The sequence below is a fragment of the Paenibacillus xylanexedens genome (assembly GCF_007676705.1).
Classification (GTDB): Bacteria; Bacillota; Bacilli; order Paenibacillales; family Paenibacillaceae; genus Paenibacillus; species Paenibacillus xylanexedens_C.
The window spans coordinates 850165-874600 of the sequence record NZ_VEBF01000001.1 but is presented as its reverse complement, the minus strand read 5'-3'; the positions used below and the strand labels follow the sequence as shown (position 1 = coordinate 874600).

General features: G+C 48.1%; 21 protein-coding genes. 14 read left to right on the top strand and 7 right to left on the bottom strand.

Features of this window, described 5'->3' with window-relative positions; translation table 11 throughout:
- The first annotated feature begins 5 nt into the window (after positions 1-5).
- The 10 genes from FS628_RS03820 to FS628_RS03775 all read left to right on the top strand — a co-directional run bounded on the left by FS628_RS03820 (position 6) and on the right by FS628_RS03775 (position 11227).
- The gene (locus FS628_RS03820; protein ID WP_145319108.1) at positions 6-1721 is read left to right on the top strand and encodes an ATP-binding protein; all 1716 of its coding nucleotides are present in this window, start codon (positions 6-8) and stop codon (positions 1719-1721) included.
- 37 nt (positions 1722-1758) lie between these two features.
- Positions 1759-2721 carry an alpha/beta hydrolase gene (locus tag FS628_RS03815; RefSeq protein WP_145319105.1) on the top strand — a complete coding sequence of 321 codons (963 nt, stop codon included), beginning with the start codon at positions 1759-1761 and terminating at the stop codon, positions 2719-2721.
- A gap of 99 nt (positions 2722-2820) precedes the next feature.
- On the top strand, positions 2821-3129 hold the full coding sequence (locus FS628_RS03810; protein WP_222125176.1) for a hypothetical protein: 309 nt from the start codon (positions 2821-2823) through the stop codon (positions 3127-3129).
- Between the two features lie 17 nt (positions 3130-3146).
- Positions 3147-3860, top strand: a complete 714-nt coding sequence (locus tag FS628_RS03805) for a class I SAM-dependent methyltransferase (protein WP_145319099.1) — start codon at positions 3147-3149, stop codon at positions 3858-3860.
- Positions 3861-3923: 63 nt separating this feature from the next.
- Positions 3924-4910 (top strand): N-acetylglucosamine kinase, encoded by a 987-nt coding sequence (locus tag FS628_RS03800; RefSeq protein WP_145319096.1) that lies wholly within the window; start codon positions 3924-3926, stop codon positions 4908-4910.
- A 63-nt stretch (positions 4911-4973) separates the two neighbouring features.
- Positions 4974-5411 carry a GNAT family N-acetyltransferase gene (locus FS628_RS03795; protein WP_145319093.1) on the top strand — a complete coding sequence of 146 codons (438 nt, stop codon included), beginning with the start codon at positions 4974-4976 and terminating at the stop codon, positions 5409-5411.
- A gap of 219 nt (positions 5412-5630) precedes the next feature.
- Complete coding sequence (locus tag FS628_RS03790) at positions 5631-6089, top strand: MarR family winged helix-turn-helix transcriptional regulator (protein ID WP_091017386.1); 459 nt, start codon at positions 5631-5633, stop codon at positions 6087-6089.
- Complete coding sequence (locus FS628_RS03785; RefSeq protein ID WP_145319090.1) at positions 6086-9253, top strand: MMPL family transporter; 3168 nt, start codon at positions 6086-6088, stop codon at positions 9251-9253. The genes FS628_RS03790 and FS628_RS03785 overlap by 4 nt, the downstream gene beginning before the upstream one ends.
- Before the next feature lie 200 nt (positions 9254-9453).
- Positions 9454-10080, top strand: a complete 627-nt coding sequence (locus FS628_RS03780; protein WP_145319087.1) for an SGNH/GDSL hydrolase family protein — start codon at positions 9454-9456, stop codon at positions 10078-10080.
- 88 nt (positions 10081-10168) lie between these two features.
- A complete protein-coding gene (locus FS628_RS03775; protein ID WP_145319084.1) occupies positions 10169-11227 on the top strand; it encodes a phosphotransferase in 1059 nt (352 codons plus the stop codon).
- Positions 11228-11341: 114 nt separating this feature from the next.
- Here the strand turns inward: FS628_RS03775 and FS628_RS03770 are convergent, their stop codons facing one another.
- The 3 genes from FS628_RS03770 to FS628_RS03760 form a co-directional block, all read right to left on the bottom strand.
- Entirely contained in the window at positions 11342-12019 is a 678-nt protein-coding gene (locus FS628_RS03770) for a tetratricopeptide repeat protein (RefSeq protein WP_145319081.1), read from the bottom strand.
- A gap of 14 nt (positions 12020-12033) precedes the next feature.
- The gene (locus FS628_RS03765; protein WP_145319078.1) at positions 12034-14022 is read right to left on the bottom strand and encodes an elongation factor G; all 1989 of its coding nucleotides are present in this window, start codon (positions 14020-14022) and stop codon (positions 12034-12036) included.
- Between the two features lie 142 nt (positions 14023-14164).
- Complete coding sequence (locus tag FS628_RS03760; protein ID WP_186327709.1) at positions 14165-15040, bottom strand: AraC family transcriptional regulator; 876 nt, start codon at positions 15038-15040, stop codon at positions 14165-14167.
- Positions 15041-15231: 191 nt separating this feature from the next.
- On the opposite strand from FS628_RS03760, the gene FS628_RS03755 reads away from it, so the two are divergent.
- Positions 15232-16749 carry a tagaturonate reductase gene (locus tag FS628_RS03755; protein WP_145319072.1) on the top strand — a complete coding sequence of 506 codons (1518 nt, stop codon included), beginning with the start codon at positions 15232-15234 and terminating at the stop codon, positions 16747-16749.
- A complete protein-coding gene (locus tag FS628_RS03750; RefSeq protein ID WP_186327708.1) occupies positions 16746-18260 on the top strand; it encodes a UxaA family hydrolase in 1515 nt (504 codons plus the stop codon). Before FS628_RS03755 ends, FS628_RS03750 begins: the two co-directional genes overlap by 4 nt.
- A gap of 97 nt (positions 18261-18357) precedes the next feature.
- On the opposite strand, the gene FS628_RS03745 is transcribed toward FS628_RS03750, so the two are convergent.
- The 4 genes from FS628_RS03745 to FS628_RS03735 all read right to left on the bottom strand — a co-directional run bounded on the left by FS628_RS03745 (position 18358) and on the right by FS628_RS03735 (position 22469).
- Positions 18358-19044: an AlkZ-related protein gene (locus FS628_RS03745; protein ID WP_145319069.1), complete on the bottom strand. Its 687-nt coding sequence runs from the start codon at positions 19042-19044 to the stop codon at positions 18358-18360.
- A gap of 34 nt (positions 19045-19078) precedes the next feature.
- Positions 19079-20035, bottom strand: a complete 957-nt coding sequence (locus FS628_RS03740) for a helix-turn-helix transcriptional regulator (protein ID WP_145319066.1) — start codon at positions 20033-20035, stop codon at positions 19079-19081.
- Positions 20032-20181 carry a hypothetical protein gene (locus tag FS628_RS31885; protein WP_222125175.1) on the bottom strand — a complete coding sequence of 50 codons (150 nt, stop codon included), beginning with the start codon at positions 20179-20181 and terminating at the stop codon, positions 20032-20034. Before FS628_RS31885 ends, FS628_RS03740 begins: the two co-directional genes overlap by 4 nt.
- A 260-nt stretch (positions 20182-20441) precedes the next feature.
- Positions 20442-22469: a beta-galactosidase gene (locus FS628_RS03735; protein ID WP_145319063.1), complete on the bottom strand. Its 2028-nt coding sequence runs from the start codon at positions 22467-22469 to the stop codon at positions 20442-20444.
- 128 nt (positions 22470-22597) lie between these two features.
- Here FS628_RS03735 and FS628_RS03730 point away from each other — a divergent pair, with 128 nt between their 5' ends.
- Complete coding sequence (locus FS628_RS03730; protein ID WP_145319060.1) at positions 22598-23431, top strand: AraC family transcriptional regulator; 834 nt, start codon at positions 22598-22600, stop codon at positions 23429-23431.
- Positions 23432-23574: 143 nt separating this feature from the next.
- Entirely contained in the window at positions 23575-24363 is a 789-nt protein-coding gene (locus tag FS628_RS03725) for an alpha/beta hydrolase (protein ID WP_145319057.1), read from the top strand.
- Positions 24364-24436 lie beyond the last annotated feature (73 nt).

Below are 24436 nucleotides of genomic sequence, written 5' to 3'. Positions count from 1 at the left end.
GTGATGTGGTGCCTAATGAGAACGGAGAGATACAGAGGCTGCGCAGAACGATTGAGCAGTTATCGGATCAGATGATCCGCAGCAGAGAGCAGGAGGAACGGACGCTTGCGGAATTCTCGGATATGAATAATGAACTGGTCACACTCCAGCGTCTGCTTGCGAAGAACAATATTAGTCTTGAGGCCGCACGCCAGAAAGCAGTAGATGCAGGTGAATCTAAAAGCGCATTTATTGCAGGAATCAGTCATGATTTTCGTACGCCATTAAATGGAATATTGGGGATGGCTGAAATGCTGTTGCTGTCTCCTTTGTCTGAAGAACAGGAGAATTCTGTTTCTGTTATACAGGATGCTGCCAGACTGTTGCTTAAGCTGATTCAGGATCTTCTGGATCTGTCCAAACTTGAGGCGGGGCAGATGCGACTTGAACTGGGGGAAGTGGATCTGCAAGAAACGATACATTATATTGTTCGTTTACTCGAACCTCAAGTCAGAAAGAACCGCAATCAATTATCGGTAGACTTTGACTCCGGAATATCAACTCTTCTGGAAGGGGATTCAACGAGAATTACCCAAGTGCTCATTAATCTGATTCAGAATGCAAACAAATTCACATCTGAAGGTACGGTACGGATACGAGTTGCCCTTATTAAAGATGATGAGATTAGTCAAATGATCCGATTTGAAGTTGAAGACACGGGCATTGGTATCTCGGAAGAAGATCAGAACCAATTATTTCAACCCTATATGCAGACAGAACGAGGCCGTTCGAGTGAGTATGAAGGAACGGGGCTTGGATTATCGATCTGCAGATCGCTCGTTACACTGATGGAAGGTCAGATCGGAGTAGACAGCAAAGAGGGTGAAGGATCAACATTCTGGTTCGAACTTGGGCTTAACAAGAAACAAGGTAATCCGTCCGCTCACGAGTCCGGTCCGCCGTTGTCTGAGCAGATTCAAGGGCAGGCTGTGGAGGATGAAGCTCCTCCCGTATCTATCTTGTTGGCCGATGATAATGTGATCAACCGGCAGCTTGTTATGTTGCAACTCAAAAAGCTGGGAATCACCCAAGTTGACGCTGTCTTGAATGGGGAGGAGGCAGTAGCTGCTTTTCTCAACAAAAAATACAGTTTGATTCTAATGGACTATATGATGCCTTTAATGGATGGCTTGGAAGCAACACGCAAAATTCGCGCGATAGAAATGGATGAAATGCGTCATGCCACCCCAATCATTGCGATGACAGGCAATGTTATGCAAGGGGAGAAAGACAAGTGTAGGGAAGCCGGGATGAATGACTTCATCGGCAAACCGTTCACGTTAGAGATCCTGAGTACGATGATCCAGAAGTGGCAGCAATCGTCTGAATCGACAGAAGTACTGAATATGAGCATCGTACATGAGATTGCCGAATTAAACACTGATGGTGATCGCACACTTCTCGGTATGTTATTGGACATGTATCGTACCGAAACACCTGGCAAGATCGAAGTGCTGCGCAGACATATTGTTTCGGGAGACCATGCAGCTGCAACAGGGGTAGCCCATGATCTGAAATCAGGCAGTTTGAGTCTGGGGATTCGTTATTTATCGACTTTGTTTGCCCAGATAGAGCAGTTTGCCAAGGAAGGGCAATCGCGTAAAGCAGAACCGTTGCTAGATACCTTGTTGCCTGCTTTTCAAGAAGCATGTGCGGCCCTGCAACGAGTAAGTAAGGATTGAACACATTTTAATTAGGAATGAAAGGTAGGACACGTTCATGTTATTCTACGGACTTGGGACACTGGTTCTGATCGTTCTTGCTCTTCTGTGGGCAGGAGGGCTTTATTTTTTCAAAACCGCCATTCGACGTACGCCCAAAACGTTTTTGGTGGATAATCCGAATCTGATGCCTGAACCCGACAATGAGATCATCAGCAGCGCTTCCGATCTGAATTGGCTTGATGCTCAGCCTACAGAAGAGATATCTATTCAATCGCATGATGGATTAAAACTGCACGGTACATGGCTGGGTTCCAATAGCGGGTCTGATCATACGGTTATTCTGGCACATGGTTATTCGGGGAGAGGCAGAGAAATGGCTGGATTCGCCCGGTTTTATGCGGAAAAGCACGGTTATAACGTACTCATGCCAGATGATCGAGGTCATGGACAGAGTGAAGGTGATATCATCGGTTTTGGCTGGTTAGATCGGAAGGATTATGTCCAGTGGACCAACTGGGTGCTGGAAAAGGTGGGTACACAAGGGGAAATCATATTGCACGGCATATCCATGGGAGGAGCAACCGTACTGATGACTGGTGGTGAAGCTCTGCCAAGCCAAGTTAAAGCGATTGTCTCTGATTGTGCGTACACCTCCGTAGAAGAAGAATTGACGTTCCAGTTGAAGCAATTATACAAACTTCCTGCATTTCCGTTCATACCCGTCACAAGTCTGATCTCCAGATGGAAGGCAGGATACTCTTTCAGGGAGGCATCCGCGCTGAATCAACTTGCCAAAGTCAACGTGCCTGTGCTGTTCATCCACGGTGAAGCCGATACGTTCGTACCAACAGAAATGGTGTACAGATTATACGAAGCTTGCCCGACCGAGAAAGAATTGCTAACCATTCCCCGGGCAGGCCACGGCACAGCGTTTCAAGTGGATCGCAATAGATATGAGGCAGCACTGGAATCCTTTATGAAGAAGAATCTTTCGCATCCGGAATTCGCAATCAATTGATTCCCGTATTGTATTATGGGTATTCATTAATGGAACAGATGTGAAAGGAGGCGGAAGATGGCGCGCACACAAAGGAAATGTTCTTACTGTCATGAAGGAATGGCAAAAGACGAGTTTAAGTGCAAATCTTGCGGTAATCTGGTTGCCACAAAGACGGCATTGCCGGAACAACCATACATGACCGAATATGAAGAATCGGTATTGGATCGCTATTCCATCGCTTTGCTTGTACTGATTACGCTTTTTCTCGCTCCGGTGGCCATCTCCATTGGTGGAGTAATGTTATTTAACGACAGTTCATACAAGAGGGATACGGGGAAATTGCTCGTAACAGCTGGATTTGTCATAATGTTCATTTTTATAATCATTCTTTTCGCCGGTAATGGGACGTTGACTTTTAACTTCTAATTGATGGGGGTATCTTGATGGGAAACGAACAATTTGAGGCTGCGCGAAAAGCAGAGGCAGGTTATCATTCCAATTTCTATCAGAATAATGAATTATTCGCCTCTGGTACCTGGATGTCGAGGCCCATGCCTATGGTGATGGATATGCTGGAACGTCTCCTTGCTCACAAGGAGGAACTGCGTGTTCTAGATCTTGGATGCGGAGTCGGGAGACATACGATACCGATTGCACAGCGTCTTGCCCAGACCAACAGTGAAGTCATCGGTGTGGATTTACTGGATGAGGCAGTAGACGGACTTCGCAAGTATGCGAAAGAATATCAGGTTGATCATATCGTGCAGGCAGTGAAAGCAGATGTTGAACAATATGCTGTGGAGCCAAACTATTTTGATTATATCGCTGCTTGTTCTTGTCTGGAACATGTCTCAAATAAGCAAGCCTTCATGGAAGCAATAGACCGGTTACAGGCCGGAACTCGTACAGGGGGCATTCATTGCATTACGATGAGCACCAATGTGGAGGAGAAAGAAATGAATACAGGCAAGGAGATTGAACCATTAATTGAACTGAACTTGTCGACAGTTGAAGCGATCGCTTTGCTGGAGGATGCCTACAAAGGTTGGAATATTCTACTTCAAGAACATGTTACACAGACGATTGAAGAGGAAAAGTATGATGAACCGACACAGTTTCGTTGTGAACTGCTTCGTTTTGCTGTACAAAAGCAATAAACTCTCTGCCGGGATCTGACAATGGACCCGGCATTCTTAATGTCTGAAGGGAGATAGTCAAGGATGAATACATATGTAATAGGGATGGATGGAGGAGGGAGCCATACGCGTGTGGCTGTCGCCGATCAGAACGGGAAGCTTTTATCCTATGTGCAAAAGAGTGGTTGCAATCGCTATCACGATACCAATGCTGAGCAAAATGTGCTGGAGGCTATCGCCGAAGCGATAACTCAAGCCGGGCTCAAGCCGAGTCAGATCGCCTCCATTCAGGCAGGGATGGCAGGCTTGAATGAGCCTGAAGATACAGTTTGGGCTGAGGCATTACTCGCTCGTACGGGGATTAGAGGCAGGATCAGTGCAGTAAACGATACGCGCATCGCACATACAGCGGCCTTCGACGGTGAGCCAGGCATTGTCGCTATTGGAGGGACGGGCTCTTTAATCCTTGGCAGAACGGAACAGGGAGCTTGGCTGCGCAATGATCAGTTCGGACATTACGCGCCGACAGCAGCACGTTTTTTAGCTTACGACACGGTGCATTCCATTCTTGCAGGACGTTATGGGCCGCAGGATCAAGCTTGGATTGAGCAGGTGTTGGCATATTGGAATGTTACCTCAGTGCGAGAGCTCGCTGCGCTGGGGGTAGCCGGTTTTGCCGAAAATAAACAGGCGACCAACCGGAAATTTGGGCAGATGGCGTCTATGGTGACGGAAGCTGCTGCTCGCAATATTCCCCTCGCAGTTAGGGTATGTGACTCGGCTGCTGACACGGCCGTTGTGGGCATCTTGATGCTTGCATCCTGTTTTGAACATCCAACAGTGTCCTTGAATCTTACCGGAAGTTGTCTGAGTTCACCATATATGGTGGAAGCTGTTCAGAAAGGGCTGGATGCTGCCTATCAACCCAATGGAAAAACAATTCAATACATGACTAGCCATCTGCCAGCAGTTGGAGGTGCATTGTTGGATGCATATCAGATGGCGGTGATCAAGGGTCCGGACGACATCTCCACTGTGCTTCAATCAGAGCTGAATCGGCACACGACTTGAACTTTTAGAGGCTAACGACTACAATACGATAACGGAAACAAGCAAGGTATAGGAGGAATCAAGGTGTTAATTAATCTGAAATCACGCATACAGGAGCCGGAAGTGCAGGAACTGTTGTCCTACTCGGTCTTTCCTGATCCGGATCACTTGAACCGTGCGTTGCAACAATATGTAGAGAAGGACGAGCTGCAACTGGCCGGTTACGAAGATGAAGGACAGTTGATCGGTCTGATTGGATATGAGAAGACAGGAACAAGTGAGATTACCATTCATCATATCTCGGTTTTGCCTGAAAACCGCTTCAAAAATTATGGACGTGGTATGATCTCACAGCTGTTGGCAACATACAATCCCGATAGACTGATCGCTGAGACCGAACTGGAAGCCGTCGAGTTTTATCGGAATACGGGGTTCGTGGTGTATAGTCTGGGTGAATTATACCCAGGTGTGGAGCGATTCCGTTGTGTGCTTGAAAAAGAGGAAGATACAGACGAAGAGTAGCACAGAGGCATTTTATTACTTTAAGAAATATATGGATCATAATCATTACAGGATGTTGGATTTAGCAATTAGCTGAGTCGGACGTCCTGTTTTTTTGTTGTTTTTATCATAAAACCAGGAAAAAAGTATTGCTTTAAGAGATTGTTTCATTATAGAATAGTTTCACAGAAGAATAGTTCGCTAAGCGAACTATATTGATTCGGGGAAGGAGAATGAAGAATGAATACACCGGATGCGAAAAGTTTGGTGAACCGCTATTTGGATGCTTCCTTTCTGGTCAATAAGCGGTTCGATACGCGGATACGTGAACAAGTGGGGCAGACCATAACGACCGATCAGTTCTGCGCACTTCGTCTGATTGAAGAGAAACCTTCCTGCACACCCTCTGATCTGGCAGAGCTTCTGTGCATAGGTAAGAGCAGCATTACCGCTTTGGTCAACAAGCTGGTGGATCGCGATTTGGTCCATCGGGCCGGGGATGAACGCGACCGCCGCGTTGTATATCTGACACTGACGGATACCGGACGACAGGTATACAGGGAAACAGAACAGGAAATACAGCAGATTCTGGAGCCGTATTTGGTTCATTTTAAACCGGAAGAGGTTCGAATTTTCATTGAATCTTTTGAGAAGCTTGCAGCTTTGCTAACGCATGAAGGAGGACAGGAGAACGAATGAGAGCGATATTGAAAGCAAGATGGTGGTTAATGGGGCTATGGGTTGCTGTAGCTGCCGTGTTGATGTTTACTGCCCCTAACATGAGTGAACTGATTCGGGAGAAGGGACAGTTTTCGGTTCCTGAAGGGTACTCTTCCACCCAGGCAGCAGCGATTTTGAATGAAGCTGCAGCACAAAAAGGAGAGCAACAGGGTAGCCAGATCGCTCTTGTGTTTTATAACCCGGATGGTCTGGGTACCACGGGAACACAAGAGGCAGAGCAGGCCATTAAGAACTTGGAGGCCGATAAGGAGAAGTTGGGCATTCTGTCCATTCTGGAACCTTTTTCTCAGCCTGAGTTGTCCGAGAAGATGATCTCAGCTGACGGCAAAACCATTCTAACGTCACTATCCATTGATCAGGGAGATCGCACGGTCAAGGAAATGCGGGAAGACCTGAATGAAGCATTGAAGTCCGTCAATGTGGAGCACTACATAACCGGTAAAGGTCTGATTGACGAGGATACCATTGAAAGTTCCCAAGAGGGGCTCAAGAAATCGGAATATATTACAGTTGTCTTTATTTTACTTATTCTGTTCCTGGTCTTCCGTTCGTTTGTAGCTCCTTTTGTACCGCTGCTGACGGTGGGGATCAGTTACATTGTATCGCAACAGATTGTTGCATTCCTCGTGGATGGAGTTGACTTCCCTATATCCACGTTTACACAGATCTTTATGGTCGCAGTCATGTTCGGGATTGGTACGGATTATTGTATCCTGTTAATCAGTCGGTTCAAGGAAGAACTGGCTCATCATGAGAATACGTGGGATGCCATCATTGCCACCTATCGTACTGCGGGTAAAACGGTACTCTTCTCGGCTCTTGCCGTGCTGGTTGGATTCATTGCCATCGGTTTTGCCCAGTTTATGTTGTACCGTTCTGCGGTTGCCGTAGCTGTAGGTATTGCTGTGATGATGCTTGCACTGGTTACCATTGTGCCATTCTTCATGGCGGTGCTGGGCAAGAAGCTATTCTGGCCGTCGAAGGGATCACTTGAACATGCCGAGAGCAAGATCTATGGTGCAGCTGGTCGCTTCTCGCTGAAACGTCCATGGGCTGCACTGCTCATCGTTGCAGCAGTCTGTGTGCCTCTACTGGCAACCTACGATGGTAAACTATCGTTCAACAGTCTCGATGAGATTGGTGAGAAATATGATTCCGTAAAAGCATTCAACATTATCTCTGACAGCTTCGGTCCGGGGGAATCGCTGCCGGGTCAGATCGTCATTCAGAATGATGAAGCGATGGATAATGCGAAGTATATGGCCGTTGCCGAGAAAATTAGCCGGGAAGTAGAGAAAGTAGCCGGAGTCTCTGGTGTCCGCAGTATGACACGACCTACGGGTGATGAGATTAAAGATTTTGAAGTTACACAGCAAGTCGGAACATTATCGGATGGACTGGGTGAAGGCAAGACGGGTCTGGACAAAATCCGTGATGGTCTAAGTGAAGCCAGCAGTCAGCTAAGTAAAAATGAACCACAGTTAAAAGAAGCTGCTGATGGAGCAGGTGAACTTACCAAAGGAACTACCCAGTTGCAATCGGGTATCACGCAGCTGAGTGAGGGACTTGGGCAGATTGAGAAAGGCATTCGAGATGGTTCTGCAGGTGCAGGGGATCTGAAAGCAGGGCTCCAGCAAGCCAAAACGAGTGCAGATCAACTTGCGCAGGCGAACAATCAGTTGCTTGAAGCCTATCGTCAGGCGGGAGCTGGTGTCGCTGCACTGGGGGATGGAACCCGCGAACTGGAGCAACAGCTGAACGGGGTTTCAACAGCTCTAACCAGTCTGTCCGAATCCTTCACAGCACTTGAAGAACGTTATCCTGAATTACAGCAAGATGCTGACTACCAGCGTATCAAAGGTACGATAGGCGAGACGGGTTCTGGTACAGCCCAGCTTGCTCAAGGTTTGGGTCAGATTAAGACCAAACTTGGGGAAGCGGCGGCTGGAATCAATCAGGCCAATGAAGGTTTTGCCTCCGCAGCAGCCGGACAAAAGGCGCTTGCCGATGGTCTGGGCCAGATTGTAACGGGAATCAGTCAGCTTGAGACAGGTCTGAAACAGGCCGCTGATGGTCAAGGAAAAGTCATTAAAGAAATACCTTCCATTCAGAACGGGCTTGGTCAGCTTCAGGGTGGACAGGAGAAAATTCAGCAAGGCTTCTCAGATCTGAGTGGTCAACTAACACAACTGACGGATGGCTTGAATCAAAGTGTCGATGGTATTAAACAGGTATCCGGGGGACTGGATTCAGCGCAGGACTATCTGACACAATTGCAAAATTCACCGGATTCGGATCTGGCAGGCTGGTACGTTCCTGAAGAAGCACTGAGCAACAAAGACTTCACACAGGTATTCGATACGTATCTGTCCCAAGACCGGAAGACGATGACCATCGACGTTATTTTCGCCGAAAATCCATACGGAACAGAAGCCATTGATCGTGTCCCAGACATTGAGGCTGCTGTACATCGTGCGGTACAAGGCAGTACGCTTGAAAAAGCAGACATCGCCATAGGCGGAGTTACCAGTACGTTTGCAGATCTGCAGGAGATCTCGAATAACGACTATACACGTACTGTAATGCTGATGCTGGCAGGCACATTTATTATTCTGGTTGTGCTGCTCCGCTCGATCATTATGCCGCTGTATCTAATCGTTTCCTTATTACTGGCTTATTTCACATCGATGGCGTTAACCGAAGTGATCTTTGTTAATATCCTCGGATTCGCAGGCATCAGCTGGGTTACTCCGTTCTTCGGATTTGTCATGCTGATTGCACTTGGTGTAGATTACAGCATCTTCCTGATGGACCGTTTCAATGAGAACAAAGGCATGAAAGTACAGGATGCGATGTTGTACGCGATGAAGAACATGGGGACCGTTATCCTCTCTGCAGCAGTCATTCTAAGCGGTACATTTGCTGCCATGTATCCATCTGGTGTTCTCTCGATGATGCAGATTGCTACGGTAGTCCTTAGCGGACTGATCTTGTACTCACTGCTATTCTTACCATTCTTCGTTCCAGTGATGGTGAAGATGTTTGGCCGGGCCAACTGGTGGCCATTCCCTAACAAGGAACAGGCGGATTCTGTTGATTCGGATCGGACCATAGGCATGTAATGCATTGCAATGAATCAGGCTCTGCCGCGTTATGCGGCAGGGCTTTTTTCTTTGTTTACCTCTACAGGAAAGCTACAATCTTGTGCAAAAGAAAGGTGCATGCCTAAGGACACCATCCCGCGCCTTGTCGTCCCGCTCATCATAAGATATAGAGCAGTTCATTATTGTTCAGAGAAATCACAGCAGAGAGGGGCGACGGGATGGTATATCGATATGTGGCTATAGGCGATTCATTAACGGTAGGTACAGGAGCGTTGCTGGGCACCGGCTTTGTTCCTTTATATCGGCGAATGGCGGAAATGAATGTCCGTACGTTTGTATCCATGGAAAATATGGGCGTGAATGGACTGACGTCGGGAGAAATGTTACAGATGATCTCATCGCATCCCCGAGTGCGGCAATCGCTGCGTGAAGCGGATATCATTACATTATCCATTGGTGGGAATGATCTGATTCGTACATTTAAAGCAAGTAATGGCATTCCGAATGCCGGAAAAATGACACAGGTGCTCGGAGAAACCCGCAGTAATGTATCCCAGATCATGCGGCACATTCGGCAGTTAAAGGGTAACAGTGAGTATATGGTCCGATCCATCGGATTGTACAACCCGTATCCACAGGCGACGGAAGCTGCATACTGGGTGCGCCAATATAATTCGTTTCTGAATGGAGCCGGATCAGGGAACTATGCGTGTGCTCAGGTCTATGACAGGTTTGAAGGTCGTGAACGTGAACTGTTATTCTGGGACAGGGTGCACCCTAATGCAAGAGGATATCGTGTCATTGCAGAACAGCTGAATCGGACCGGATATTATCCGTTCTCCTAATCTCGAACAGAACTAGACCAAGCAGTGGAGTTCCTTTAAGATAAATAGATGACAGTTCCATTTTGTGAGATAAAGGGGTTAATATTTGGTGCAAAACATCGATTCCGGGTCCCTCCATCATTCAGAGCAGCAACGTATATCCGAAGTGTTGACCTTATATGGTTTAACATCGAACTGGAAAGGCGAGCGTGGAAAGGGTGGAATGAATAATTCTACCTACATGCTCCATGTAGACGGGAATAATTACGTACTGAGACAATATGAAACACATAATGATCCGATGAAAATCACCTTTGAACACGAGGTGCTGGCAGCCCTCCAACGTTCGAACTTTAAGCTTAATACACCTTCACCTGTAAGACGGTTATCTGGTGAGGGAGGTACATTCCTTGCTGTCAAAGATACCCTCACAGGTCACACCAAAATCGTCACTCTGTTTCATTATAGGGAAGGCGTCAATCCGATCTGGCATACGCCAGATCAATTGTTTGGGCTCGGTAAAGCGGCGGGGACCCTGTCTTCTGTTATGGCTACGCTGGATATACGACTTGAACCTGTTTACCCCCCGTACTATCGAATTCAGGATGCGTATCCGCTCTGTTCACCTGAACGATTATTACAGCTGTGCTCATCGCCGCCAGAGCAATTGGTCGCATGTGCGAATGAACTGAAGCAACTTAGGGGTACGCTGCCAGATTTGTTAGAAGCACTGCGTGGAATGGAACAACTGCCGCATCAACTGGTTCATGGGGATGTGAATGCTTCAAATGTGTTGGCAGATCAGCAGGGTGAAATCTGTGCCATATTGGATTTTGAATTTGCCACATGGGATCTGCGGGTAATGGAATTGGCTGTTCCGATGTCTGATCTTCTGACTATGGACAAGAGTGAAGATTGGATGTGGCAGGCACAAGAGGGCTTGATTAAGGGATTTCGGGAACACGTCAGCCTGGAACCAGAAGAGCTGTTAGCGATACCGCGATTGATTCTGCTACGTAGTCTGGATGTGGTCATGCATTTCATCAGTCGCATGTTCGAGGGTACAGATGAGCCGGAAGTGGCTGTTGATCAGATTGTGAAGCTCAATCAGCGGATCGACTGGATGCGTCTTCATGAAGAACGACTGCGTGAGATATTGGTGTATTAAACGGTTTTCAATGAATAAAGTGCACTGAATTCTGCTCATACAAGGGCAGAATTCAGTGCACTTTTATTGGTTTGAAGAGTTATATATGAATATTACAGCGTATAGCGGATGACATTACAATCCACGCTTGCGGAACCAACTGCGGACAGCCCAGCGGCGCTCCTGGCGTTTCTTGTATTTGGGCAACGAGCGATAAACGTTTAAGGATTGCTCATAAGCCTGCTTAGCATCTGCATTGTTGCCAAGTGAACGATGTACCGAGCCGAGCAGATAATAAGCTTCACTGGATGAAGAATGAATCTCCTGAAACTGATGCACGTAATCCAGCGCTTTGTCCCGATGTGTTTCTTTGAAGGCTCCAGCAAGGGTTAGATATGGGCGTCCGTACTTGACTCTAGGGTTGATATCAAGGGCTTGCAAAATATGGCGTTCGCCTTTTTCGATATTCCCCAAATGCAGCTCAGTCGTCCCCAGTGCCTCCCAATACTCAGCCGATTGTTCGTATGGGCGTTCCAGTTCAAGCAATAAAGCATGTGCCTCACTGTAACGTTTGCGCTCAATCAGCAGGCGAGCCAGCTCCAGCTTGGATGACACTTCATTGGGGCTCATCGCAAGTTGTTGCCGAAGCCGGGAGATGTTACGCATACGCTTGAGGGGTTTCGTGAAGCTTGGGAATACGCCAACGTAACGACGATCCAGGAAATACAATATAACGAGTAAGATCAGAATGGCAATGAACGGATTACCTATAATCCGCCACAGAAGGCCAAAGATAAGAAATTTAATAAGCACAAGGTCAACTCCATTTATGATGTAATCGCGTTTCGTACACTTAAAATATACTTCGATTGATCCAGGGGATAAACCCCTCTCCGTTTGCGAGTATGAGTCACATCCGCAGGACCATCCTGGTATCCGGCAAACGAAGTCGTGAGTACCCCGCGGCCGCTTGTTTCGGAACGCAGCTTCACCGGATAATCCATTGAGGTGGCCAGAGGCATGAGCCCTTCAATAATACAACGTCCACCACCAATGACGGGAGCCTCGAAGGTTGCCCGCATATGTACCAGGTCGCTGAGGGCCTTGCCACCGTATTCCTCCGGGACCGTCAGCCTGAATTGAAGGAGGGGTTCCAACAACGTGGTACCTGTTCTCGCCAATCCATCCATAATTCCCATAGGTGTGGCTACGACAAAATCAAGCGGGTGGGTATGCCAGACATGATGTTCCCCTTCTACCAGCGTGATGCGCAGGTCGGTGACTTCCCAACCGAGCATGCCTTGAGACAAGGCTTCGGGTATCCGTCGTTCGACTTCGTTCTGATAACGTACCAGCAGGTGATCGGCTCTTACGGTCGAGGTATAGATCAGACCGCTTCCGCGAGGCAAAGGTTCGATCCTGAAACGGAGGATGGCCCAGCAGGGCTTTGGCATCGTATAGGCAATGTAACCTTCTCCCGCTACACGAGGGGTCTCCTTGTAGATGGCGGATGGTGGATCGAATACGACATCCAATCCGAAACGACTCAGTAACAAGCTGGATAAAATCTCAAGCTGAATGGTACCCATGACCTTGAGATGCAATTCGCGTTCCTCTGGCAACCATTGCAGGTCGAGCAAGGGATCTTCGTCCGTCAACTCCTGCAATGCTGCCACCAGATCGGGGTAACGTGCCGGGTCTTTCCCATGTACTTGCACCGTCAACAACGGCACAGCCATCTGTGGCAGAGGAGGTACACCCTCGGGACTTCCAATTATATCACCCACATGTGTGTCGCTCAGTCCGTAGAGTGCAGCAATCTCCCCTGCTTGAACGGAACCGGTATCCGACCATTTTCGTCCGTCCATGCGGCGAATCTGAGTCACTTTTTCTTCAAGCTCCCGCGTCGAATTATGAATGGTATCCCGATTGTGCAGGCTACCACCATACATGCGGACATAGGCTGTGCGTCCCATCGTGCGATCACGTTCAATTTTGAACACAACACCGGATACGGGGGAGTCCACAGGCTGTGCAGGTGGAGGCAGAAATGCAAGGACCGCATCCAGCAATGCCGTGACGCCGATTCCTTTGCCGGAAGCACCATAACAGACAGGGAACATCTCACCCTGATGCACATATCGCAGAAATGCTTCATTCAGATCCATTTGGGATAACGGAGTCTCCTGAATGTAGGCTTCCATGACCTCTTCGTCCAGCTCGGCAAGGATCTCGACCAGACCAGGAATGGATGGTGTGCAACCTGACAGAGAATCTGGATTCGGATTCCAGAGGGAGTCAATGCCAAGAAATGAATCTTCATGGATACGGCATGTTTGAATTTCGCATGCGAAAGGGGACAGGGTGGAACGAATCTGCTCCATTACAACTGAGGCAGACGCGCCAATCCGATCCATTTTATTAATATAGATGATGGTAGGGATGCGAAGTGAACGAAGGGCATGCCAGATGGCTTCGCTCTGGGACTGAATTCCCTCCACTGCTGAGAGAATCAGAATAGCGCCATCCATCACACGCAGCGTTCGCTCTACTTCGGAGCTGAAATCAATATGTCCAGGCGTATCAATAAGGTCAATGATGGTATTCTTCCAGATCAGAGAGGTCATCGCCGCCTGAACGGATATGCCACGTTCTTTCTCGATGTCGAGCGAGTCTGTGGCTGTTGTTCCATCATCCACACGTCCGGGACTGCGGACGACACCACTTTCGTATAACATATGCTCGGTTGTGGTGGTTTTCCCTGCATCTACATGGGCGAAGATGCCGATATTCCTGCGATTCAATTCGTTTAACATGGAATGTTAAGCTCCTCTGACAACGGAACGCAATGTTTCCGACAAGTAATAATACAGATTATCATACCACATCTGCCATATAGAAGAATATGTGGATATATATGATTAGGACCGGACACCGATGTTCCAGGCGATTTCTATTTTAACGGGAACTGTTCATGGTTCTGCGGTAGGCTGCAGGCGTAGTGCCGGTTAATTTTTTGAATTGACGATAAAAATGGGGCAGGCTGTCAAATCCGCAAGCATCCGCTACGGCGGCCATTGTCTCATCTCCTTGCACCAGATGCTCTTTCGCCATAATGACCCGTCGCGCTAATGCGTAATCCGTCAGAGTCATCCCTGTGTACCTTTTGAAGGCACGACTAAAATGGGCAGGGGATACCGCGGCATACTGGGCCAGTTCATGCAGAGAGAGTCCATTCCGAAGGTTGTCATCAATATGAGAGATCGTGGAAGAGAGCCATGATGGACCCGAAGCGGACTTCCCTGGACTCGCAGGTCCCGCGGCTTCCAGACGTTCCAGAAAAACGAGCAGCAGTTGCAGTCTTAATAGAGCCGCATGGGCACTCAGATGATGTCCAAGCTGAAATTCTTCCTGAATGTCATCAATAAGCGAGGCCACCTTGGTTTGCTCCTCTTCGTTCAGATGTCTCTTATACACCCGTTGTTTGCGACAACGTTCAAACAGGCTCAGTAAGGAAGAAGCAGCACCTCCGGCGGTCGATGCCAGTAATCCCGGACTGAAGAATATTGCGGAAGATGTGACCGGGTTGCCTGCATCAGGCAAGGCTCGGTGTACCGTGCTACCTGGAATGATAAACAGATCTCCTTCCTGCATATTCTCCAGACCCGTATCAATAAAAATGCTTCCCTGACCTCGATATACATAGATAATTTCATGCCAGTCGTGAAGGTGATCCGGCAATTCGCTCTGGGGGGATTTAGTGTCACTGTACACCAGGCGAAAGGGAATACCGGATTCTGCCTGGATAGTTGTACGAACAGGTGAACGCTCCATAGAGGCTCCTTTCCAAACCAACGTCTTCAACGAGATGTTATACCTAGTCATGAGAGAGTATATTTACCGCAATATAAGCAATTTAATTTCCTTTTATTGATGATACAATGAATTTAAAGCGTTTACAATATAAGGGTGCAAGCCTTCGGGCGGCATTCAGAGTGTACAAATAATCGATGAGGTGAGTGTCCATGTCGGCAAGCACGAAACGTCCCAGGTTGAAGCTGAATCTGCTCGGAAGCGATGGTCAGCGCAAGTGCAAGGAGATTATGGAGCGTCCTGTGAAAGTTTTGCAGATCGGAGAAGGTAATTTCTTGCGGGGGTTTGCAGACTGGATGCTTCATGAGAGTGCCAGACAAGGCAAATTCCATGGAAGTGTAGCTGTTACTCAACCACGACCAGGAGGCAAGGCCAAGCTGGAGCAGATTCGCGATCAGGATGGCTTATATACGATGATTACACGTGGACTGTCTCAAGGAAAGCCGGTTGAGCGGACAGAGTTGATCTCCATTTTCTCACAGTGTATCAATCCATACGAAGAATGGGAGGCTTTTCTGAATTTGGCGGAACTGCCTTCACTTGAGTTTGTCATCTCCAATACAACCGAATCAGGATTGAAATATACGTATGCAGACTATATCGAGGGTGAACCCGTTCAATCATTTCCGGGGAAATTAACGGTTTTCCTGCATCAGCGATACTTGAAATTTGATGGTGACCCATCCAGAGGTTTGATTCATCTGCCATGTGAGTTGCTCGAAGGCAATGGTGATGTACTGCGCAGTTGTGTCCTCCGTCACAGTGAAGATTATGGGTATTCGGATGGCTTCCGTTCATGGATTGAGAATCATAATGACTTTCTGAATAATCTGGTAGATCGAATTGTCACAGGTGCGCCAACCCAGGAGGAAGCCGATTCCCTGACGAATCGCTGGGGGTACGAAGATCAATTGATCAATACGGCAGAGCCATATCATTTCTGGGCCATTCAGGGCGATGAATCACTGGACAAAAAACTGCCACTCAAGCAGGCGGGCCTCAATGTACACTGGGTGAAAGATCTGAAGCCTTTTCAGGTACGCAAGGTTCGGATTCTGAATGGTGCACATACGCTGATGTCTTCTCTTGGTATTCTGCAAGGCAAGCAATATGTGAGAGAAACGATGGAAGATCCACATTTTGGCCCATGGATTAGAGATGCTGTGCACCAGGAGATCGTCCCTGCTCTTGATATGCCTGATCATCATCTGGAACAATATGCGGAAGAAGTATTTGAACGTTTTCTTAACCCGTATATTGATCACAAATTGCAGGATATTGCATTAAATACGATCGGAAAATTCAAAGTTCGTGTGCTGCCTACACTTCTGGCCTACGAGCAAAATCAGGGAAGCTGGCCTGAACGTTTAATCCAGGGATTTGCGGGATTAGTGTGTCTTTATCGTCCTGTAAATACGCTTGAAGGCTACAAGGGACAACGACTGAATGGGGAAGCCGTACTTTTGCGAGATGACCCGGATGTTCTAGCTGCTTTAGCTGCACATTGGGAGGGTTATGATTCACTTCATAGGAATCAGGAGCAACTGAGTAACCGAGTGGCGGCCGTGTTGTCGGATACCCTGATCTGGGGCGAAAATCTGGATGCAAGAGAAGGGCTGCGTGCAGCAGTTGTTCGTGAAATCAGTTTGTTGGAAGGTGAAGGGGAATGAACACAACAAGTACAATCAATGACTGGATTGCCATTCAACCACAGGATGATGTGATTATAGCGCTTCGGGATTATGCCAAAGGAGAACGTATTACATTACCGGACGGTGTTTCCTTTACACTGCTGGATGACGTGCCGAAGGGGCATAAGATTGCTGTGCATACCCTGGCGCCAGGTGATGATGTGATGAAGTATGGTTTCTCCATCGGTATTGCCAAGGAGCAGATCGAGCAGGGAAGCTGGATTCATAGCCACAACCTGAAGACCGGTCTGCACGGATTGCTTGAATATGAGTACCAACCGACAACTCAGGTTCAGACGGACATGCCTCCGGAACATCTGCGTTCATTCGATGGTTATTTGCGGCCTAACGGTGAGGCAGGTATTCGTAACGAGATCTGGATTGTGAATACGGTCGGATGTATCAATAAAGTGTGTGAAGCGTTGGCACGTATGGGACAGTCACAATTTGGAAGTCGGGTAGATGGTGTATATCACTTTCCGCATCCGTTCGGGTGTTCACAGCTTGGCGATGATCTGAAGTACACACAACAGTTACTGGCTTCCTTGGTGGAGCATCCGAATGCAGGAGGCGTGCTGGTCATCGGTCTGGGCTGTGAGAACAATCAGGTTGATGAATTCCGTGAATGTATTGCTCCGGAATACCGAGGCAAAGTACGGTTTCTCAAAGCACAGGAAACGGATGACGAGCTTGAGGAAGGGCTTCGACTGATGGAAGAACTTGTGGAGATCGCTGAACATGAACAACGTCAGCCGCTTCCGCTCAGCAAACTCAAAATTGGCTTGAAATGTGGAGGCTCTGACGGGTTATCCGGCATAACAGCTAATCCGCTGGTTGGTTCCGTTGCGGATATGCTGGTTGCTGCCGGTGGAACGGCCATTCTGACTGAAGTTCCTGAGATGTTTGGTGCAGAGACGATCTTAATGAACCGGGCTGCCAATGAGCAGGTATTTCAAGATTTGGTGGACTTGGTGAATGGCTTCAAGCAATATTTTGTGAACCATGGCCAGAACATTTATGAGAATCCTTCACCTGGGAACAAGGCTGGAGGCATCACGACGCTGGAAGAAAAGTCACTTGGATGTACGCAAAAGGGAGGACGTTCTTCGGTAGTCGACGTTCTGCGTTATGGCAAACGTGTGACTCAAACCGGTCTCAACATTGTGGAAGCACCCGGTAATGATCTGGTGTCTGTTACCGCACTATCTGCGGCCGGTGCACATATAGTACTCTTCACCACAGGACGTGGAACTCCATTTGGAGGCCCGGTGCCTACTGTTAAGATTGCGACCCAATCCGATCTGGCGAATCGCAAAAAACACTGGATTGACTTCAATGCTGGCCAGTTGTTGGAGGGGCGGACGATGGACGAGGTAAAAGTACAGATGTTCAGCCAGCTGATTGATATTGCTTCAGGACGGTCACATACACTCAGTGAGCAGCATGGATTCCGGGAGATTGCCATATTCAAGGATGGCGTGATTCTCTAAATCCAGTATGGATGGAAGTCGTTATCGTGTGGGAATCGTCATATCGTGGAACGCAGCCCATCCCGGTTGCATCTGTAACAACCGGGATGGGCTTTATTTAGATTCCAGGGATGCCAAGTGCTTTCGCGATGCTTGATAACGCGACTGGCGAAGCATGTTGCTGCAGTTGGGTAACCAGCAGTTCACGAGCTTCTGCGACGCTGCCTTCAAATGGCTCAATGCCATGACGTTTCATCCATTGACCAGCAGTCTCATATGCAGAGCTGTTCCAAGCGACTTTACCTTCTGCGAGACCTTCTTTTTCTTTGGTTCCACTAATCACAATGGCTGCGCAGCCCTGAAGGTCCAGAAGACCGCGGTCAAATGTCTTCTTGTCCTCTTTTGCTCCATAACCGGCCTGTGATCGCAAGGCGCGTCCATCGATGCCTTCCTGTTCTTCAATCAAAGAATATAGTTTGGATGCTTCTCGTGATAGTAGACCCGCTTCATACTGTTCCTCAATGCTTCTGGAGTCGGCAAGTAGTCGGTGTACCCAAGGGAAGTATTCGCGCGAGACGAGAAGCGCTTTCTTTTTAACGAACTTTCCATATGCAGCAATGCCCTCTTCAGCCAGGCTTGAACGCCATAACCAGGGATCCAATTCATCATCCTTGTGCCAATGTTCTTTGGGTGTTAATGATGACAGTGAAGGATATTCGGCAAATAGAGGGGCCAGTGGGAGCAATCCAAGAGAATGGATTCGCTGTACTGCTTCTTCGTACGTTACAACAGGTTCATATGTCATGATATAAGCAAGCTCCTTTTAGTGTGTAGTTAGGCTACGACTTGGTTGAAGCAAGGTATTTCTGGCTCACTTCCTCGGCGTGCAGACGAATCTCGTTGCGAAGTTTGAGGGGTTCGATCACTTCGGCTTCACGTCCCAATCGGTAAAAGAATCGTACGGCCCAGTCCCATTCCCCTGGTGGACAAAGGAATGATAATTCCCAGAGATCCGGGGCAATTTCAGTCATCTTTTCACCAATATGCTCGTCCTGTTCAGCTTCAATCATTCCTCGATAACTCAGTTGTGCCTTAACCAGGGTCGGCGGCTGTTCTGGAGATTGCGGCCTGCTCCGCTGTTGCTGTGCCTGTTCGTTCAACTCCTGTGCTTCCTGTGGCTCGATCGCCTTAACATCGATAATTCGGTCGACCCGGAACAGACGTGGTTCACCGTGTTCCACAGAATACGCTTCACAGTACCAGAAGCCGGAGGAAGCATAGACCCGTGTAGGACAGATATGTAGCCATCTCTCACGAGATGCGGAACGATACAGCACACTCAGCCATCCTTGTTCAGGTATGCAGGCTAGCAAGGGGTCGAGGTGATGCAGGATGTAATTGCGGCCTGGGATGTGATGATTCAGTTGTTTGAGCATGGGATCCATTCGGGCCATGATATCATCTGGAATGATAGCCTTAACTTTGTTCATTAGTGTCCAGCGTTTCTCGTGAAAAGGCGTATCTGCGTAGCAGCTCAGGCCCTCAAGAGCAAATATGAGCGTCGCAGCCTCTACCGGGTCCAACTGTAATGGGGGCAATACGTACCCCTCCATAAGTCTGAAGCCGCCCCCCGGCCCGGAAATGGCAATAATGGGTACATTCATCTCGGAGAGGGACTGGATATCCCGGAGAATGGTGCGACGGGAAACTTCAAATTTCTCGCCCAATGAGTGTGCCGTTTCGTGACCATGCTGTAATGCCATAACGATGGCGGCAAGCCGATTTGTTCTGTTCATGTCAGCCACTCCGTTTCGATCTTTGCGCCGCCGGAACGTGATGTCGAAGTTATATTACTATTGTAACAGCCTATAAGTGACATCATGAGTGTCACCAATATTTCAGCGGTATCCTTATTCTGCAATTGATCAGCTGCATGGTTCACACAAGCAAGTTCCGGCGGGCTTCGTTAAAATGTGTTTCTCGTCCAATTCGCTTTGCATACTGATATTTCCTTCTATCAAAAACACGACAGATCATGCCAAAAACCCGTATCCGATGTAGACAGATACGGGAAGTAGCAGCTTTTGGCTTGCAGAAGATGATAAAGGTCTGAAATCTATACCAATATCCTCAATGAAGACAATAACAAGTGTAAAAGAAAATAATATGTGACACTTTGTATCACGGTATATACCGAATAACTTATTTCATTTCGAGCAGTTGTACTCCGCGGGCTTCAATCTCAACACTTCCCGAAAGCTCGCGATCAGTGAGCAGATCATGTGCCTTAGCTGTACCCAGATCATAGGATTGCGTGGAAGCATTATGGTTCATGACGAACAGGTAGGGTTTGCCGTCTTTGGTTCGTGCACTTACTTCAACACCTTCCGGTGTCGCCAGCAGGGACTCTACATTCTTGGCTGCTGCAAGCTGTCCCAGCAAACCATCCAGGAAACGTTCATCCGGGTCGGATGCAACGTACCAGGCTTCACCTTGACCAAAGGTGTTACGTGTCACAACAGGCATGCCTTTATAGAAGTCGTCTCCATATTCTGCGATGACTTCGGCTCCTTCACTGTGCAGCAGGTCACACAGCATGCCGCAGCCATACTCTCCTTGAAGATCGCCGTAGGCTTCTTTGAGGACAATGCGGTTTTTTTGCTCAGGCAGCAGGGCATCAATCTCTTCCACCCAGATTCCGAGCAACTTACGGAGTTCTCCCGGATAACCACCGGTTGTCACGAGATCGTTCTCATTGACAATACCGCTGAAGAAGGTCGTCAGGAATGTTCCACCTGCTGCAACATACTTCTCCAGTTTGGCGGCAAATCCTGGTTTGACCATGTAGAGGACAGGGGCAAGAACGATGTCGTATTTGCTAATATCCGTATCCACACTGACGATATCCACCTGGATGTTACGGCGGAAGAACGCTGCATAGTATTTATGGATCTGATCCACATAGTTGAGGGCAACCGTAGGTCCGCTTGATTTTTCGATGGCCCACCAGTTATCCCAATCGAACACAATCGCTACTTTGGATTCAACAGTAGCACCCAGCGTAGTGTCGCCAAGGATCTGTAACTCCTTGCCCAGCTCAGCAACTTCGCGGAATACACGTGTATTCTCGTGACCGGCATGCTCAATAACTGCACCATGATACTTCTCACAGGCACCGATGGAGCGGCGGAGCTGGAAGAACATGATGGTATCTGCCCCGTGTGCAACAGACTGGTAACTCCATAGACGCATGACGCCAGGACGTTTCAATGAATTATACGGCTGCCAGTTCTGCTGACTTGGTGTCTGTTCCATAAGCATGAACGGTTGACCATCTTTCAGACCACGCATGAGATCATGAGCCATTGCCGTGAAGCTGACGGGTGTGGCGAGACCGGGATAGCTGTCCCAGGAGACAATATCCATGTATTTTGCCCATTTGAAATAGTCCAGTTGCTTGAAGAATCCCATCAGATTGGTTGTAACGACAGAGTCCGGAATATGTTTTTTGATTGCATCGTATTCCAGGCGGTAACAATCCAGCATGCTGTCGGAGTTGAATCGGGAGTAGTCCAGCGAGATTCCCTGGAATGTTGAATTATTGTTACCCCAGTGTTCGCTCAAGTTGCTTGGTAATACAATCTCATCCCAATCGTAGAAGGTATGTCCCCAGAAATTAGTGTTCCATGCTTTGTTGACCTGTTCCAAAGTCTGATAGCGCTCTTTCAGATATACGCGGAACGCTTTCTCACAGTTGTCACAGTAACAGTCACCGCCATATTCATTGGAGATGTGCCATACGAGAACTGCGGGGTGATCCTTGTATCGTTCGGCCAGTTTATCCGCAATTTTCTCGGAGTATTTACGATAGGTCGGGCTGTTGGGACAGGAATTATGCCGCCCACCGAATTTGCGTTTGCGTCCATCGGCATCCACACGAAGCACATCCGGATATTTCTTCGCCATCCAAGCCGGATGAGCAGCGGTGCTCGTTGCAAGGCATATATAGACGCCACTCTCATAAAGACGATTAATCAGCTGGTCGAGTTCCTCAAATTGATAAGTAACTTCATCAGGCTGAATCAGTGCCCATGAAAATACGTTGATTGTCGCGATATCAATGCCTGCCAATTGGAACATGCGCAGGTCTTCAAGGTGGGTTTCGTGATCCCACTGTTCCGGGTTATAATCGCCCCCGTAGAACATTTTGGGTAGTTTGCTGCTAATCAATGTGTTCACCTCTTGTATAAGAATAATCCTATATTATATGATACATATGACTTTTAAAATATAATAAAAGTAATGGCCTATATAAGAATATGGAAGTATATTATGGCTTGAATCCAAGGAGGTATATCGTGTTTATCTCACCCCGACATCAACGATATTTCATGACATCACGTGATCAACCCCTGCCCCTTTATATTGAGAGCCTTGGTTATAACGGCAATCAGGAGAAGGTGTCCAGACCTGTAGGGTACCCGTGTTACCACTGGCTTCAGACTGTGAAAGGAGCCGGGGAATTCAGGTTTGCCGGGTCTACGATTGTACTGGGGGAAGCATCCGGTATTTTGCTGCCACCTAATGAGCCACATGAATATGTGCGGTCCCAGGGGGAGTGGGAGACATTTTACATTACATTTGGGGGTTCGCAGTGTCCGGCAATCATGGAGTCACTTGGACTGGGTGAAGCGGCGTTCCATCAGTGGGAGCCGGGCAGCGCGCTCAACAACTACGGCCAGGAAGTACTGGATTCGTTCAGCAGTGATCAGGATTTGTCGGGACTCGAAGCATCAGCGGATATATACCGATTTCTGATTTTACTCAAAAAACATGGCATGACGGGCAATCGTTCTTCGATCTCACATGCCGTGGAGAGGCTCGCTCCGCTCATTGCATTCATGGAACAGCATTACGCGAATCCCGAGATTGGTCTCCAACATATGGCTGACCTCACGGGGATCTCATCCAGACATCTGAACACTTTATTTAAACAATCCTTTGGTATGACCGCTTATAGTTATTTCATTCTGCTGCGTATTCGCAAAGCCAAGGAAATCATGACCGCAGACCACAGACCTACGATCAGGGAAACAGCGGTCAGGGTAGGGTTTCGAGATGCAAGCCATTTTGTAGCAACCTTTCGCAGGATAGAGGGAGTCACGCCTGAACAATTTCGGAACTTGTACTAACCTGTACCCAATTGAACAAAAAGTGATGCCAGGAAGGTATTGATGCGGTAGGGTCATTGCCGTTATGATGGTATCGATTCCTGAGATTCGAAAACGATTAAACGGATCCGTGTATCCGTTATACTTAGAGAGGATGATTGAAGATGACAACAACGATACCCTTATGGGATCATGCTGCACCTTATGCAGCCCAAGGACATGAAGACGAGATGCCACATTTGATTCCATTTATTCAGCCTGGTTCCGAGAGCGCTGTCATTGTGTGCCCAGGGGGTGGTTATGGATTTTTGGCGGATCATGAAGGTGCTCCAATAGCCGAACTGTTGAATCGTGCGGGAATAAGCGCATTTGTCCTGAAATATCGCGTAGCACCTCATCAGCATCCTGCGCCAATAACAGATGGCCAGCGTGCCATACGTTATGTTCGTGCTCATGCCGAGCAGTATGGCATCAATCCTTCCAAGATTGCGGTACTTGGTTTCTCCGCAGGCGGACATCTTACGGCAACACTGGGAACGCTGTACGACGAGGGGCAGCCGGATCATGAGGATCTGATTGAACGCCAAAGTTCACGCCCGGACCGGGTTATTTTGTGTTATCCGGTCATTACGATGGAGTCTTATGGACATGCCGGTTCCCGTGAAAATTTGCTTGGATCAAATGCGTCTGCCGAGCAGATCAAGGCATTCAGTGCGGAACAACAGGTGAGAGCGGATGCTCCAGAAGCATTCATCTGGCATACCAGCGATGACCAGGCAGTACCTGTGGAGAATAGCTTGCGTTATGCACTTGCATTGGGCGAGCATGGGATTCCCTATGACTTGCACGTTTTTGAGAAAGGTTCACATGGTCTGGGATTGGCTGAGGATAACCACGCGATTCGGGTATGGTCGGATCTGTGTCTCACATGGCTCAAGAATCAAGGCTGGTAATTTTTCTGGCTGGTAGCAAGTGAACGGTCCTGACTAATCGAGTAATCCGTATATTAGCGCTTTGAAGCGAAGG

Excerpts from the sequence above, each read along its gene's own strand:
- FS628_RS03760 (WP_186327709.1), bottom strand. The coding sequence starts at position 15,040 with ATGGAGCGTTCACCTGTTCGTACAACTATCCAGGCAGAATCCGGTATT.
- FS628_RS03765 (WP_145319078.1), bottom strand. The coding sequence starts at position 14,022 with ATGTTAAACGAATTGAATCGCAGGAATATCGGCATCTTCGCCCATGTA.
- FS628_RS03815 (WP_145319105.1), top strand. The coding sequence starts at position 1,759 with ATGTTATTCTACGGACTTGGGACACTGGTTCTGATCGTTCTTGCTCTT.
- FS628_RS03800 (WP_145319096.1), top strand. The coding sequence starts at position 3,924 with ATGAATACATATGTAATAGGGATGGATGGAGGAGGGAGCCATACGCGT.
- FS628_RS03740 (WP_145319066.1), bottom strand. The coding sequence starts at position 20,035 with ATGAACAGAACAAATCGGCTTGCCGCCATCGTTATGGCATTACAGCAT.
- FS628_RS03745 (WP_145319069.1), bottom strand. The coding sequence starts at position 19,044 with ATGACATATGAACCTGTTGTAACGTACGAAGAAGCAGTACAGCGAATC.
- FS628_RS03725 (WP_145319057.1), top strand. The coding sequence starts at position 23,575 with ATGACAACAACGATACCCTTATGGGATCATGCTGCACCTTATGCAGCC.
- FS628_RS03750 (WP_186327708.1), top strand. The coding sequence starts at position 16,746 with ATGAACACAACAAGTACAATCAATGACTGGATTGCCATTCAACCACAG.
- FS628_RS03790 (WP_091017386.1), top strand. The coding sequence starts at position 5,631 with ATGAATACACCGGATGCGAAAAGTTTGGTGAACCGCTATTTGGATGCT.
- FS628_RS03780 (WP_145319087.1), top strand. The coding sequence starts at position 9,454 with ATGGTATATCGATATGTGGCTATAGGCGATTCATTAACGGTAGGTACA.
- FS628_RS03755 (WP_145319072.1), top strand. The coding sequence starts at position 15,232 with ATGTCGGCAAGCACGAAACGTCCCAGGTTGAAGCTGAATCTGCTCGGA.
- FS628_RS03805 (WP_145319099.1), top strand. The coding sequence starts at position 3,147 with ATGGGAAACGAACAATTTGAGGCTGCGCGAAAAGCAGAGGCAGGTTAT.
- FS628_RS03810 (WP_222125176.1), top strand. The coding sequence starts at position 2,821 with ATGGCAAAAGACGAGTTTAAGTGCAAATCTTGCGGTAATCTGGTTGCC.
- FS628_RS03785 (WP_145319090.1), top strand. The coding sequence starts at position 6,086 with ATGAGAGCGATATTGAAAGCAAGATGGTGGTTAATGGGGCTATGGGTT.